We start from the raw sequence: 13,836 nt of genomic DNA on the forward strand, positions 1-13,836 counted from the left end.
GGCCGGGCTGGCTGTGGGCCGGACTTGGCACGGTCGTGGTCTCGGCCATCGGATTCACGGTGATCGCGACGAATCTGAGCGGCCGGGACGAGGTCCTGATGCTCGCCAAGGACGTGCCGGCCGGACACGTCCTGACCACCAAGGACCTGCGCACGGTGCAGGCTGCCGCTGACGCCGGTGTGGTCTCTGCCGACGACCGCGCTGTCGTGCTGGGCAGGGAGGCGAGGGTGCCGCTCGTCGCGGGATCGCTGCTCGCGGCCGGGCATGTGGGGGAGAAGTCGAACTTCCCGCCTGTCGGCTGGTCGCAGGTCTCGCTTGCCGTGGAGACGGGAGCCGCGCCCTCGGATCTCGCGCTTGGCGAGCGCGTGGGCGTGCTGCCCGGCCCCTCCGGCACCGCGCTAGGGAAGGTGGCCGCCGATGCGGAACGACCCCCGGCCGCTGTGATCGGAACGGTGACGGGCGTCAAGGCCGCGGAGTCGGCCGGTGCCGCCCGAGTGGTGACCGTGCTGGTGGAGACCGGTGCAGCCCGACGCGCCACTGCGATGGAGCACCCGCGGATCGTTGTGCTGTCCGCGGAGGGGCGTGATGCCCCGTGAGGCGACTGGTGGCACTGGGTTCGCTGACCGGCGCGCCTGGGGTGACGACCACGGCGCTGGTGTTGGCTGCCGCGTGGCCGCAGGAGGCAGACGGCGGAGTGCGTCCTGTGGTGGTCGAAGCGAATGTGTGGGGCGGTGATCTTGCCACGCGCTGCGGCGTTCCGCACACGTCCGCTTTGCTGGACGTCGCGATGGCCGCCCGTCAGGCACAGCCCGGGTCCCTCCTCGGTGCGGTAGCCGAGTTGCCGTTCGGTGTGCGGGCCGTGGTGGCTCCCGCAGGACGTACGGCATGCCGTGAAGCTGTTCGTGTACTTGCCGCGGATTCGGGCCGGCGGGTACTGACGGGGGAGAGCGGCGACCGGGGCACGGTCCTTCTCGACGTGGGCCGGATCGGTGACGACGTCGGTGAGCTGCTGGATGCGGCAGGGCAGGTGCTGCTGGTGACACGGGGGACCCCCGAGGCGCTGACCCACGTTTACGCCCATCTGCTGGCCACGGATGCGGCGCAACGGCATGTGACCCTGCTGGTGGTCGGGCCTTCGCCGTACCCGAAGGAGGAGATCGCTCAAGCACTCGGGCTCGGACACGTTGTGTGCCTTCCGTGGGATGTGAGAACCGCGGCCGCTACGGGCAGTCGCAGGCGCGTGACCTTGCGGGCGACGGGTTTCCGGCCCGCGCCGCTCATGGCCGCAGCCCACCTCCTGGCTCGGCGCATCACCGGCACCGACGGCCTCGGCCAGAAGCCGGAGAGCGTCGGTGTGGCCGGTCAGCTGCGCGCGGCGCTGCCCGACCGGGCGACGGAAGGGAGCCCCGTATGACCATCCCGCATCTTTCCCCCGCAGCCTTTCCTGCCCAGACCGGGACACACCCGGGCCGGGAGCAGGACCTGGCGGACGTCGTACGGCAGCGGGTCGTGGCCCGCCTCGCGGACTACGCCGGTGAACGGGAAGCAGCCGGCCTCCCACCGGAAGACGAGACGACGCGCCGATCAACGGTCAAGCGCCTGCTGAAGGAGGAACTCGGCGCCTACTGGCGGCAGGCCGTGACAGCCGGCGGCAAGGCCCTCGAACCGTGGGCCGAGGAACGCATCGCGCAAGCGGTCGAGGACGCCCTGTTCGGCACGGGTGGCCTGGAACGGCTGCTGGCTGACGACAGCCTGGAGAACATCTGCGTCAACGGCTGCGACACCGTCTGGGTCAAGGACTCCCACGGCCAGTGGCAGCCCCGCCCGCCCGTCGCCGCCTCCGACGCCGAACTGATCGAGCTGGTCCGCACCCTGGCCGCGAACGTGGACGGGGAGGAACGGCGCTTCGACCGCGGCATGCCCAGGGTGAACCTGCAGCTGCCGGACGGCTCCCGCCTGTTCGCCGTCATGGCCGTTACCGGACGCGTGTCCCTGACGATCCGACGCCACCGCTTCCCCACGGCCTCGATGGCAGAACTGGTCCGCCTCGGCGTCTGCGACCAGGCAATGGCCGGCTTCCTTGCAGCCCTGGTCCGCGCCCGGAAGAACATCGTCATCGGCGGCGGCACCAACGCCGGCAAGACCACCATGCTGCGCGCCCTGGCCAGTGAGATCGCGCCGTCCGAACGCCTGGTTACGATCGAGGACACCTTCGAACTCGGCCTCGACGTCGACAAGGGGGCGCACCCGAACGTGGTCGCCATGCAGGCTCGCGAACCGAACCTCGAAGGCCAAGGTGGCCTCGACCAGGCCGAGCTGGTCCGCTGGGGTCTGCGTATGTCACCGGACCGCGTCATCGTCGGGGAGATTCGCGGGGCCGAGGTCATCCCGATGTGCAACGCCATGTCCCAGGGCAACGACGGCTCCCTGTCCACCATCCACGCCTCCACCTCACGAGGCGTCTTCACCAAACTCGCCGCCTATGCCGCCCAGGCGCCGGAACGCCTCTCGCTGGATGCGACGAACCTGCTGATCGCCTCGGCCGTGCACTTCGTGGTCCACCTGGGCTGGGACGCACAGCGCCGCCGCTGTGTCGACTCGGTCCGCGAGGTCATCGACGCGGACGGAGCCCAGGTGATCTCGAACGAGATCTACCGGCCTGGCCCGGGCGGCCGCCCCGAACCATCCGCTCCGCTGCGTGCCGAAACACTCCACGACCTCGTGGCCGTCGGACTGGACCCACAGGCCATCACCCTTCCGGCTCGCGGCTGGGGTGTCTGATGGATCAGATCCTGGCCAGCGGCTCCCTCACCCTCGTGACCGCGCTCCTTGGAGCCGCATTCGGTATGGGGCTCGTCGCCGCCATCCACGGAGCACGACGGCACCCCGTCGAGCAGCTGGCCGGCAACCGGGGGAGAGCGCTGCTGCAGCGACTGCCCGCGGACTGGACGAAACGGCGGTCAACTATCGCCCTGGTCGCCGCAGCGGCGGCCTGGGCTCTTACGGGGTGGCCGGTCGCCGCGATCCTCACCGGGGTGGCCCTGCTCACCCTGCCGGGACTGCTCGGCCCCGACCGGCAGGCCGCGCGCCGCACCGAGCGCATGGAGGCACTGGCCACCTGGACCGAGATGCTCCGCGACACCCTCTCCGCCGCGGCCGGGCTCGAACAGGCAGTACTCGCCACGGCCGACATCGCCCCCGCCGCCCTGAACCCCGAACTGGAGCGCCTCGCCGCCTCCGTCCGCAGCGGACGTCCGCTCCCCGCAGCCTTGAGGACGCTCGCCAACGACGTCGACGACCCACTGGCCGACGTCGTCGTCGCAGCCCTCCTCATGGCCGCCGAGCAGCAGGCACGCCAACTCGGCTCTCTCCTGGGAGAGCTGGCGGAGTCCGTCCGCGAACAGGTCGCGATGCGGCAGCGGATCGGCGCCGGCCGCGCCAGCATCCGCACCGGCGTCCGCGTCACCGTGACCGTCACCATCGGTCTGGCGATCGGCCTGGTGATCTTCAACCGCTCCTTCCTCACCCCCTTCGACACCCTCATGGGCCAAGCAGTCCTCGCCACGGTCGGAGCCCTGTTCGCCGCTTCCTTCACCTGGCTCAACGCCCTCGGCCGCATCGCCGAGCCGCTCCGGCTGATGACCACCAATCCGCCCGCGGCAGCGACAGCCCAGGAAGGCACACGATGATCACCGTCCTGGCCCTGGGATCCCTCTTCGGCGCGGGCCTGACCGCCCTCGCCTACGGCCTCCGCCCCTCCCGCCCCGCCCTCGCCGACGTCCTGGCCGCCCTCAACACCCCACCCTCACAGGCGGCCACCTTCCAGCCGACCGGCGACGAGGAATGGACCGTCCGCGTCGGCCGACGCCTCGTCCCCTACCTGAGGGCCCTCGGCCTGCCCAACCACAGCCTGCGTGCCGACCTCGCCGTCTGCGGACAAGACGTCGAACGCCACCTCGCCGGCAAGGCCACCTGTGGCATCGCCGGCCTGATCACGCCCTGGCTGTCCGCAGGCCTCATCCACTTCGCCATCAGCACCGGCACCGGATGGTGGATGCCGACCAGCAGCTCCCTCGTCCTCGCCGCCCTCCTCTTCTACGCCCCCGACCACACCGTCCGGCGCCACGCCGCGCAACGCCGAGCCGAGATGCGGCACACCCTCAGCCTCACCCTCGACCTCACCGTCATCGCCCTGGCCGGCGGAGCAGGCGTCCAACAGGCCCTCACCCACGCCGTCAACGCCCCCACCGGATGGGCAGCCGTCAAACTCCGCCACGCCCTCCACGTCGCCCAGCTCACCCGCACCAGCCCTTGGACCCATCTCGCCGACCTCGGCCGACAACTCGACATCAGCGACCTCACCGAACTCGCCGCCACCCTCGACCTGGCCGGCACCGAAGGCGCCAAAGTCCGCGGCTCACTCGCCGCCAAAGCCCGAGCCATGCGCCGCCGCCGCATCTCCGAAGCCGACGCAGCCGCCCAAGCCGCCACCGAGCAGATGTCCCTCCCCGTCGTCCTGCTCTTCGCCGCCTTCCTCCTCCTCATCGGCTATCCCGCCCTGTCCTACGTCCTCACCGCCACCTGAACCCGGCACCGGACGAGCCCGCACCACCACGCCCCTGACACGACCACAGGAGAAAACGGCCTGATGATCGCCGCCCGACTCATCCTCGACCGCCTCACCCACACCGCCCTCACTCACATCGACCAAAGGCGGAAGGCCGCCCGCCGCGACGACGGCTACACCACCGAGACCGTCGTCATCACCGCCCTGCTCGCCATCCTGGCCATGACCGTGGTCGGCATCATCGTCGCCAAGGTCACCGCCAAGGCCAACGGCATCAACCTCGGCTAACCCGTGACCCACCCACCACACCGCCCACGCGACGAGGGCGCCGCCACCACCCAGCTGGTCCTCGTCGTACCAGCGGTACTCGTGCTGATGCTCCTGACCGTGCAATTCGCTCTCGCCTGGCACGCCCAGCACATCGCCCAGTACGCCGCCGAACGAGGCCTGGCCGCAGCCCGCCTCCAGCACGCCACACAGGCCGCCGGACACGAGCAAGCACGCAGCAGCATCCACGGGCTCGGAAGCCACGTACTCACCACCCCGGCAATCAGCGTCCACCGCGGCGAGAAGCACGTCACGGTGAGCGTGCGAGGCAGCGTCATGCCGGTCGTCCCCGGCATCAACCTCCCCGCCACCGGCACCGCCTCCGGACCCGTCGAACGCCTCACCAACTCGGACGGAGGCACACCATGAACCGCCCACAGACCCAACACCGGAGCACCGCCGCCGACCAGGGGTCGGCGGCGGTCGAACTGGTCCTGGCCACACCTCTGGTCGTCCTCGTCCTTCTGACCGTCGTAGCACTCGGCCGCCTCACCGACGCACGACTGATCGTCGCCGACGCCGCCCACCAAGCAGCCAGAGCAGCCTCCCTGGCCCGCACCGACACCGACGCCCAAGCAGACGCCCAGCACATCGCCAACACCACACTCACTGACGCCCACAGCACCTGCACCCACCCCTACGTCACCATCGACACCGACGGCCTCACACCGGGCTCGAGCACCGCCGCAACCGTCACGTGCACCGCCGACCTCGGCGACCTGACACACCTCGGCATGCCCGGCACCGTGACCATCACCGGCACCGCACATTCGCCCGTAGACCGGTTCCGGAGCAGTCCATGAGCGTCCAGCAGAACCGGCAGCACGCACGGCGCATCCTCGGCGAGGACCGAGGACAGGTCACCGCATTCATCGTCGGCATATTCCTCGCCTTGTGGCTTTTCGCCGGAATTGTCGTCGACGGCGGCCTCGCCCTTGCCAGCAAAGCCCGAGCGCTCGACACTGCCCAGGAAGCCGCCCGAACCGGCGCTCAGCAACTCGACGTCGCCGAACTGCGCCACAACCAAGCCATCCAGCTGAAACCCGAGCATGCCGCCCAAATCGCCCGCGCCTACGTGACCTCAACCGGTGACACCGGAACGGCGCACGTCCGAGGTGACAAGGTCACCGTCCACGTCACCCACCGACAGAGCACACAGATCCTCCAGCTCATCGGCATCCACACCCTCACCCTCTCCGCGACCGCCACCGCGCAGGCCGCACAAGCAACCCCCTGAACCACCCCCTACCGGCCAGGAAGAACCCCCCGGAGATGACCTCCCCCTCCTTCCCGCGCACCAGGCTGCGCGCCGCTCTCACCGCGGCAGGCGCGCTCCTGATCGCACTCACCCTCCTGGCCGGAATGCCTTGGATCCTGTGGCAAGCAGCTGGCTTCCCCTGGCCCGAGCGCGTCACCTCCTGGCACGACTTCGCCGACCGCTTGGCCGAACCCGTCAGCGACCCGATGATGATCGAGCTCCTCGCACTCATCGGGTGGGCCTGCTGGGCCGCCTTTGCCTCCTCCGCCATACGCGAAGCCCTCTGGTACGCCACGCACCTGCCCCAGCTCATTCGCGACCGCCACGCCCACCACGAGCACCTGGCAGGGTTGACCCTGCGACGCTCCCTTGCGGCCCTGTGCATCGGCACCTTCGTCGTCGCACTGCTCAGCATCTTGCGCCCGCACCCCCACGGGATGCCCCAATCAGCCGTTTACGGGGAATCAGCCCCGTCACAGGCAGTCGTCACCGCCCCACTGCACCTCGCGGCCGCACAAGCACCTGAACCTGGGACGTCCACGGAGAAGCAAACACCTGGTGAGCAGCTCCTGCCAGGGCCGCCGCGGGAGCAACCGCACACCGAGCACACGGTTGTCGAAGGCGACACCCTCTGGGACCTAGCGGATACCTATCTCGGTGACGCCCTCAAATGGCCCCGCATCTACGCCGCCAACAAACAGCTCGTCCAAGGCGACGGCGCGAAGCTCACCGACCCCGACCGGATCACTCCCGGCTGGAAGCTAACCATTCCCGCAACAGGCTCCATCCCGCCATCGATGCCCACATCGTCAGCAGGGCAACGACCAAACGCACCCCACAACACGCCGACCGCAGAGACGCCTACACCAGCCGGAACCATCCGTCCCGGCCTCAACCACGGAACACACCCCCACACAGGCCCGCTGCATAAGCAGCCCGAGAAGCCACCCGCCACGGAACGGAAGGATCAATCGCTACCGAGACCCGCAACCGTCGACCTCGGCACAGCGAGCCTCATCGGCATCACCACGGCAGCCGGCCTCCTGGCTGCCCGGCGCTACTGGTACTGGCACAAGAACCGAGATCGTGGGGACGAGAGCAACGACCTACCCGCCCTCAGCCCACTCATCGACAGAGCCGCACAAGCCGCACAGGTGGCAAGCCAGCCAGCACCCGAACCAGACCCCGACGCGCTGATCACCCGCCGCACACCACCTCAGAAGCCGAGTCACCCCGGCGCAGTCACCATCGGCATCCGCGACAACACAGAGGTCCCGCTCGAGGAACTCGCCACCCCCGGCGGAATCGCCTGGACCGGACCCGGGGCCGACGCGGCCACCCGAGCCCTCCTCATCGGAATCCTCACCGCCGCCGAACGCACCCGCCCCGACCCAGCCCACACCACCGCAGTCATCCAACGAGCCCTCGCGGAGCGCCTCCTCCCCGGCCTGCCCACCCAATTCACCGCCCTTACCCAGAGCCGTGACCTGACACAAGCCATCCAGCTGGCCGAACACCACCTCATCGCCCACGCGCGGGCCCGGGACGAACATGAATCAGCCAGCGAACCCCTCGCTGACAACGTCAGTACCCCCGGGACACTGCTGCTGATCACCGTCCCAGATGCCGCCCACACCGAGCAGCTCCAGGCCCTGGCAGCCCGCAGCGACGCCAAAACCTTGATCGTGCTCAACCTGGATGCCTCACTACCCGCCGCAGCCACCTGGCACATCGCTCAGAACGGCACCACCACAACCCCGGAAGGAATGAAGTCAGGAACTCACCCTCTCCAACTGTTCCACCTCACCCCAGAAGCCGCCCGCGACGTCACCGATGTCATCCTCACCGCCCACGGCCAGCGCACACGCCTCCGCGTCCTCCCCAACCCCACCAAGCCCGCCGAACCTCAGGAGACAGACATCTCTGACGAGCCCGAAGAAGAGGAGCAGCCCCGACTCCCGCCCTCCCAGACGGCCGAACCTCCGCAGTCACCGACCCCGACCAAGCCGGTACGCATCCACGTCCTCGGCCCCGTCACCCTCTACGCCCGAGGACACGAGGGCCCCATCGGCACCAACCTGCGCAGCGAAGCCCGAGAATTCCTCGCGCTCCTCGCCGCCCACCCCACGGGACTGCTCTCACACGACATCGCCGACAAACTCCACATCAAGCCGGGCACCGAGCAAAACGCGCTGAAGAACTTACGCCGCGCCGTCCGCCGAACCCTCCGCGCCGCCACCGGAATCACGACACAGGAATTCATCCTCCGCCAAGGCGAACTTCACAAACTTCACCCCGATCTGGTGGAGACCGACCTCGCCGACTTCACCAAGCACGTCAAAGACGCCTTCGCTGCACCCGCTCATGCTCCAGTAAGCAGCGCCCTTCTACCGGCCCTTCGAGACGTCCTCAACCACTACCGAGGCCCCTTCGCTCAAGGCGCCGACTACCTCTGGGCAGACGCGATCCGCGAAAATGCCTCCACCCAAGCCACCGACGCGGCAATCCGACTAGCCCGCGCAACCGAGCAGACAGGCGCCGAACCACCCAACCGCGACGCCGTCCTCGACCTCCTGGAGCGCCTCTGCACGCTTCACCCCGATCGAGAACGCCTTGCACAGCACACCATCCGCCTCTACCAAGCCGCACACCGCCATGACGCCGCCCGCTGCGTCTACGACCGCCTCAACCGCCAGCTCACCGACATCGGCCTCAAACCTGACCCGGGCACCCAGGTCCTCATCGCCCCCAGAACGGGCACGAGGCAGTCACAATGAAAGTCATTTCGACATCCTTCCGATGACCCATCACGTGGAGTGCGTGGCGATCCTTGAACGGTCGCGAAGGGTGCCTGACCTGGGGTTTCGTGCGTGCGCATTATGTGGGGTGTGGGCGTTACGGGCGATCTTGACGCTGAAATGGCGCTCGTAACGCCTCTTCTGATGGAGTGTCAGATGTGTTGCGTCGCTGGCCAGGCGGTCTGATTGGCTGAGAGGTCGTTTTCGTCCGACGATTCATCCCGTAATGGATGTTTCGCGGCTCATCGGGTCGCGCCAGGAGACGTGTTCTCGCCGGCGAGACGGCGGGCCATGAGGTCGGTCACGGCGATGTGGATCACGGCTGCGGAGCGGCTGGGAAGGGTTTCGTAGTCACGCGCGAGACGGCGGTGGAGCATGAGCCAGCTGTAGGTCCGCTCGACCGCCCACCGTTTCGGGATCGGGGTGAAACCCCTAATCCCGGGCTTGCGAGCGGTGATTTCCATGTCGATGCCGAGGCTCGCGGCGTGCTCGACGAGGTGCCGACGGTAGCCGCCGTCGACCCAGACCTCGCGGATCCCGGGGTGGTCGGCGGTGACCTGGTCCAGGAGCCGGGCGCCGGCGATGGAGTCCTACACGCTCGGTTCGGTGACCAGCTGTCGGCGATCAAGTTTTTCCCGCCGATTTCATGATCGCGATCAAATAATTCCCCACCCCCTTGTCGTTCGTCCCGCCGCAGTGGGCGGCATACACGGGTTCTCCGGTTCCCGAGGTTGAGTGCGCTCTCGCGGGTGGTTTGGGGGCTGGTTCTTGTCTTCATCGGCACGTTCTTGATCCCGATGGGTAGCACGGCCTCGGGTCAACGGGGACAGGGTCGCGAAGTACGGCGATCACCATCCCTGACGCCTCCAGCGGTTTCTGACGGGCCGATGGGCAGCCGGATGGCAAGGAGGACATTCGTCGTGGTCGACATCACCGAGATCTTCGTCCACTGGTACGCGGGACGGTCCAAGACCGAGGTCGCGACGTCGCTGGGGGTGGACCCGAAGACGGTGAGGAAGTACCTGCGGCCGGCCGAGCGGTCCGGAATCGTGCCGGGCGGCCCGCCGATGGCCGAGGAGGACTGGTCCAAGCTCATCAAGGGCTGGTTCCCGGAGATGACCGACCGCAGGCTGCGGCAGATCACCTGGGGCGAGATCGATCCGCACCGCGACTTCGTCAAGGACCTGCTGGGCACGGTCAACATGTCCACGATCCACCAGCGGCTTCGCGACGAGCGCGGTCTGACGGTGTCGGTGGCCACCTTCCGGCGCTGGGTCCGGGCCACGATGCCCGAACAGGCCGACCGGGCGCGCGTCACGGTGCTGCGAGAGGAGGTCGAGCCGGGTTCCGAGGCCCAGATCGACTACGGGTTCCTCGGGCAGTGGATCAATCCCCGCACGGGCAAACGCCACCGCGTCTGGGCGTTCGTCATGGTGCTGCCCTGCTCGCGGCACATGTTCGTGCGCCCGGTGCTGAGCATGGACCAGCACGCCTGGACCGAGGCCCACGTCGCAGCGTTCGACTTCTTCGGCGGTGTCCCGCGGCGGCTGGTGCCGGACAACTTGAAAACCGGCGTCGACAAACCCGACCTCTACGACCCGAAGATCAATCGTGCCTACGCCGAACTGGCCGCGCACTACGGGACGTTGGTGGACCCGGCTCGCGCTGTCAAACCGAAGGACAAGCCGCGGGTTGAGCGCCAGATGCCCTACATCAGGGACTCCTGGTGGGCCGGGCGGGAGTTCGTCTCACTCGAACACATGCAGGCCGAGGCTGTGGAATGGGCCCGGAACGTGGCCGGCCGCCGCGAGTGCCGGCCGTTGGGCGGTGCCTCGCCGGTCTCGGTGTTCGAAGCGGTCGAGGCCCAGATGCTGCTGCCGCTGCCGCAGTCCCGGTTCACCCTCGCGCGCTGGTCGACCGCCACGGTCGGCCCCGACATCCACATCAAGGCCGGCCGCACCTTGTATTCGGTGCCGTGGAAGCTGATCGGCCGGCGTGTTGACGTCCGCTCGACCGCGACGATGGTGCAGGTGTTCCTGGACGGGGAACTGGTCAAGACGCATGCCGCACTCGAACAGGGCAAACGCACCGACAAGAACGACTACCCGCCGGAGAAGATCGCGTTCCAGATGCGGACCCCGGTCTGGTGCCGCACCCAGGCATCCGAGGTCGGCGACGCCTGCCGAGAGCTGATCGACGGGCTCCTGGAGGTCAACGCGCTCTATCGGCTCCGGGCCGCCCAAGGGGTCCTCGGCCTGCGGAAGAAGTACGGGGACCACAGACTGGAGGCGGCCTGCGCGAAAGCGATCGCCGTCGGCGACCCTTCGTATCGGACGGTCAAGGGCATCCTGGTCGCCGGCACTGAGACCGATCCCGAGCCGGAGACCGGCGACGCGGGTGCCGCCGCCTTCCTGCACGGCCCGGCCCGGCTGTTCGCCGCCGACACGACGACCGACGCGAACGACGCCGAACTCGACGACCAGGTCCACGACGCGCGGGAGGACGCCCGATGAACCCCACGAGCAACGCTCTGCGCGAGTCACTGAAGGCCCTGCGGCTGTCAGGGATGCTGGAGACCCTGGACGCCCGGCTCTCCCAGGCCCATGGCGGGGAACTGGGCCACCTGGACTTCCTGCAGGTGCTGTGTCAGGACGAGATCACCCGCCGCGAGACCGTCGCCTTCCAACGGCGCCTCCAGCGCGCGAAGTTCGAGCAGCAGGTCACGCTGGAGGAGTTCGACTTCTCGGCGTCCTCCAAGCTGCCCGCGGCCCAGATCCGAGACCTGTCCGCCCTGCGCTGGCTCCATGCCGGCGAGTCGGTGATCTTGTTTGGCCCGGTCGGAGTAGGAAAAACGCATATCGCTCAGGCCCTCGGCCACCTCGCGGTCCGCCAGGGCGCCAACGTCCGCTTCGCCAAGACCAGCCGGATCCTGGCTGAGCTCGCCGGCGGCCACGCGGACCGCACCTGGGAGAAGCGCCTGCGCGAGCTGATCCGGCCCGACGTCCTCATCCTCGACGACTTCGCCATGAGGCAGATGACCGCGCCGCAAGCGGACGACCTCTACGAACTCGTCTCCGAACGCCAGGGACGCTCACTGATCATCACCAGCAACCGAGCGCCCTCGGACTGGTATCCGCTGTTCCCCAATCCGGTCGTCGCCGAGTCTCTGCTGGACCGGCTGATCAACACCAGCCACCAAGTCATCATGAACGGGCCCAGCTACCGGCCCAACAAGCGGCCCCGCACCCCAGCGGACAGACCCGAGAAGAAGCCCACAGCAAAGTAGCGATGGACTGAATTCAGGACGCCCTGGAACTTGACCGTCCTGAATTCAGGCCACATCCTGGTGTTCATGGACACCAAGGACACGATCACCGACCTGACGGCTATCCGGGACAACTTCCTCGGCGAGCGCAGGCTCCTCGTCGCCGCCATGACGAGCGCGTCCCGCAAGGGAGTCTCCGCGAAGGAGATCGCCCGGGCCGTCGCGCCCGCCTTCGGACGCGACCAGGTCCTGCAGTTCCTGGCCGCCACCGCGCTGCGCGACTCCGCCCGAAAGGCCCTCATGGAGGCCGGTCTTCACGGCGTGGTCGACGTGTCGGTCACCGGCATCGATGCGCCCCGCGAGGCGCACCTGCGTCTGTCGGCGGACCCGGCGGAGATCCCTGACTTCGCGACGCTCCCGCAGCGGATCCGAGAGGCTCTCCGCGACTACCTGATCACGCTTCACCTGCCGAAGGGCGGGAACGACGAGGTCGCCATTGAGGTGATCGACGAATCCCTGCTCGACGCAGAGCCAGTGCGGCTCGTCCGACTCGAACCCCGCCTCTGACGCGGACCATCACCCGGGGAGCTCGGGATCCCCGTGATCCCAGCCCCCGGGAATTACGTGATCGTCCACACCAGCACGCCGAGGAGAGGGCCGAGCGTGTCGGTGACGATGCTCCGCTTCCTGCCAACGATCTTCTTGCCCGCGTCGATGCCCTGACCGGAGGCTGGGACGCTGGTCGAGGTCTTCACGCTCTGGGCATCGATCACGCACACTGAAGGCTCGCTCTCCCGTCCTTCCTTCTCCCGCAGCAGCTGCCGGAGCAGGCCGTTGAGCTGGGCGCATGCTAGGGAGTTTGTTCATGGCGCCTCGTGTGACGACTGGGGCCGTGCTGGGTTTGGAGTGATGAACACCGCGAGGTAGCGGAATTCGCTACTTGGGCCCTCAAACTGGGTGTACGGACGCCAGGCGAGCGTGTAGGCGCCTCGCAGAACTCGGGTGTTGTCCGGGAAGGAACCGCCGGCCCACAGCAAGGTTCCGCTCAGTTCGCGGCCGTGGTGGATGCGGAACTCCTCGTCCCTGGTGGGCATCTTGCGTTGCCTGGGACGCCACAGAGCCGCCTCGTTTGTGACGAGCAGGGCAAGCCCGTTTTGGTCCTCGCGGTTGCAGAAGCGTTCCAGTCTTCCTATGTCCCGCAGGAAGTCCCTGCGCGCGACGTCCGGCGCGTTGTGTCCGCGCAAGGCGTACTCCTCGGGCGGCGTCCCCGCTGTGCCCGACCACTGCCGGGTCACGTACTTGAACTCGATTGCCGTACGGCCCACCGGCCCTAGGCACAGTAGGTCCAGGTACTCCGAGGCGTTGCTCCCGCGCACCGGAACCTCAAGACGACACCTGACCTCTGGCGCGACCTCTCCAACCGCGAGGGCGAAACTGTGCTGGAGATCGGCCTCGGAATGGAACACCGGCCGCCGTGCGCGTAGACACGCCAGGACTTCGTCCAGAGCAGCGCTACCCGAGATCATCTCCAGGGTGGCGGGCGGGGGCGGGGGTATGGGTATCGGCGTGGCCACGACGCCATTGAAGACCGTGCGGCCTGTCCTTGTCAGCTGAGAGCTGA

At 68.3% G+C, this 13,836-nt stretch carries 14 protein-coding genes and 2 pseudogenes; 13 read left to right on the plus strand and 3 right to left on the minus strand.

The genetic code is table 11. From position 1 onward, the window contains the following. Nucleotides 1–35: 35 nt before the first annotated feature. The 10 genes from QRN89_RS29230 (at nucleotide 36) to QRN89_RS29275 (ending at nucleotide 8,929) form a co-directional block, all read left to right on the plus strand. Nucleotides 36–596, plus strand: coding sequence for an SAF domain-containing protein (locus QRN89_RS29230; RefSeq protein ID WP_290352419.1), 561 nt, complete (start codon nucleotides 36–38; stop codon nucleotides 594–596). Further along, nucleotides 593–1,414, plus strand: a complete 822-nt coding sequence (locus QRN89_RS29235) for a MinD/ParA family ATP-binding protein (protein WP_290352420.1) — start codon at nucleotides 593–595, stop codon at nucleotides 1,412–1,414. The genes QRN89_RS29230 and QRN89_RS29235 overlap by 4 nt, the downstream gene beginning before the upstream one ends. Continuing rightward, nucleotides 1,411–2,781 carry a TadA family conjugal transfer-associated ATPase gene (locus QRN89_RS29240; protein ID WP_290352421.1) on the plus strand — a complete coding sequence of 457 codons (1,371 nt, stop codon included), beginning with the start codon at nucleotides 1,411–1,413 and terminating at the stop codon, nucleotides 2,779–2,781. Before QRN89_RS29235 ends, QRN89_RS29240 begins: the two co-directional genes overlap by 4 nt. Continuing rightward, nucleotides 2,781–3,689, plus strand: coding sequence for a type II secretion system F family protein (locus tag QRN89_RS29245; RefSeq protein ID WP_290352422.1), 909 nt, complete (start codon nucleotides 2,781–2,783; stop codon nucleotides 3,687–3,689). The genes QRN89_RS29240 and QRN89_RS29245 overlap by 1 nt, the downstream gene beginning before the upstream one ends. Further along, complete coding sequence (locus QRN89_RS29250) at nucleotides 3,686–4,585, plus strand: type II secretion system F family protein (protein WP_356948667.1); 900 nt, start codon at nucleotides 3,686–3,688, stop codon at nucleotides 4,583–4,585. Before QRN89_RS29245 ends, QRN89_RS29250 begins: the two co-directional genes overlap by 4 nt. Nucleotides 4,586–4,648: 63 nt before the next feature. Further along, on the plus strand, nucleotides 4,649–4,855 hold the full coding sequence (locus tag QRN89_RS29255) for a hypothetical protein (protein WP_290352423.1): 207 nt from the start codon (nucleotides 4,649–4,651) through the stop codon (nucleotides 4,853–4,855). Between the two features lie 3 nt (nucleotides 4,856–4,858). After that, entirely contained in the window at nucleotides 4,859–5,263 is a 405-nt protein-coding gene (locus QRN89_RS29260) for a TadE/TadG family type IV pilus assembly protein (protein WP_290352424.1), read from the plus strand. After that, nucleotides 5,260–5,697 (plus strand): TadE/TadG family type IV pilus assembly protein, encoded by a 438-nt coding sequence (locus QRN89_RS29265; protein WP_290352425.1) that lies wholly within the window; start codon nucleotides 5,260–5,262, stop codon nucleotides 5,695–5,697. Before QRN89_RS29260 ends, QRN89_RS29265 begins: the two co-directional genes overlap by 4 nt. After that, a complete protein-coding gene (locus tag QRN89_RS29270; protein WP_290352426.1) occupies nucleotides 5,694–6,131 on the plus strand; it encodes a TadE/TadG family type IV pilus assembly protein in 438 nt (145 codons plus the stop codon). Before QRN89_RS29265 ends, QRN89_RS29270 begins: the two co-directional genes overlap by 4 nt. Before the next feature lie 35 nt (nucleotides 6,132–6,166). Further along, nucleotides 6,167–8,929, plus strand: coding sequence for an AfsR/SARP family transcriptional regulator (locus QRN89_RS29275; protein WP_290352427.1), 2,763 nt, complete (start codon nucleotides 6,167–6,169; stop codon nucleotides 8,927–8,929). Nucleotides 8,930–9,166: 237 nt separating this feature from the next. On the opposite strand, the pseudogene QRN89_RS35640 reads toward QRN89_RS29275, so the two are convergent. Next, a pseudogene (locus tag QRN89_RS35640) lies at nucleotides 9,167–9,540 on the minus strand (transposase); the annotation flags it as partial. Nucleotides 9,541–9,870: 330 nt separating this feature from the next. On the opposite strand from QRN89_RS35640, the gene istA reads away from it, so the two are divergent. From istA to QRN89_RS29300, 3 genes are all read left to right on the plus strand, one after another. Then, a complete protein-coding gene (istA, locus tag QRN89_RS29290) occupies nucleotides 9,871–11,463 on the plus strand; it encodes an IS21 family transposase (RefSeq protein WP_290349017.1) in 1,593 nt (530 codons plus the stop codon). After that, nucleotides 11,460–12,236 carry an IS21-like element helper ATPase IstB gene (gene istB, locus QRN89_RS29295; RefSeq protein ID WP_290349016.1) on the plus strand — a complete coding sequence of 259 codons (777 nt, stop codon included), beginning with the start codon at nucleotides 11,460–11,462 and terminating at the stop codon, nucleotides 12,234–12,236. Before istA ends, istB begins: the two co-directional genes overlap by 4 nt. Nucleotides 12,237–12,302: 66 nt before the next feature. Continuing rightward, a complete protein-coding gene (locus tag QRN89_RS29300) occupies nucleotides 12,303–12,782 on the plus strand; it encodes a hypothetical protein (RefSeq protein WP_290349015.1) in 480 nt (159 codons plus the stop codon). 68 nt (nucleotides 12,783–12,850) lie between these two features. Here the strand turns inward: QRN89_RS29300 and QRN89_RS29305 are convergent. Further along, nucleotides 12,851–13,054: pseudogene (locus tag QRN89_RS29305) on the minus strand (transposase); the annotation flags it as partial. A gap of 24 nt (nucleotides 13,055–13,078) precedes the next feature. After that, nucleotides 13,079–13,789, minus strand: coding sequence for a hypothetical protein (locus QRN89_RS29310; protein ID WP_290352429.1), 711 nt, complete (start codon nucleotides 13,787–13,789; stop codon nucleotides 13,079–13,081). Nucleotides 13,790–13,836: the final 47 nt, after the last annotated feature.

Source organism: Streptomyces sp. HUAS CB01, assembly GCF_030406905.1.
GTDB lineage: Bacteria > Actinomycetota > Actinomycetes > Streptomycetales > Streptomycetaceae > Streptomyces > Streptomyces chengbuensis.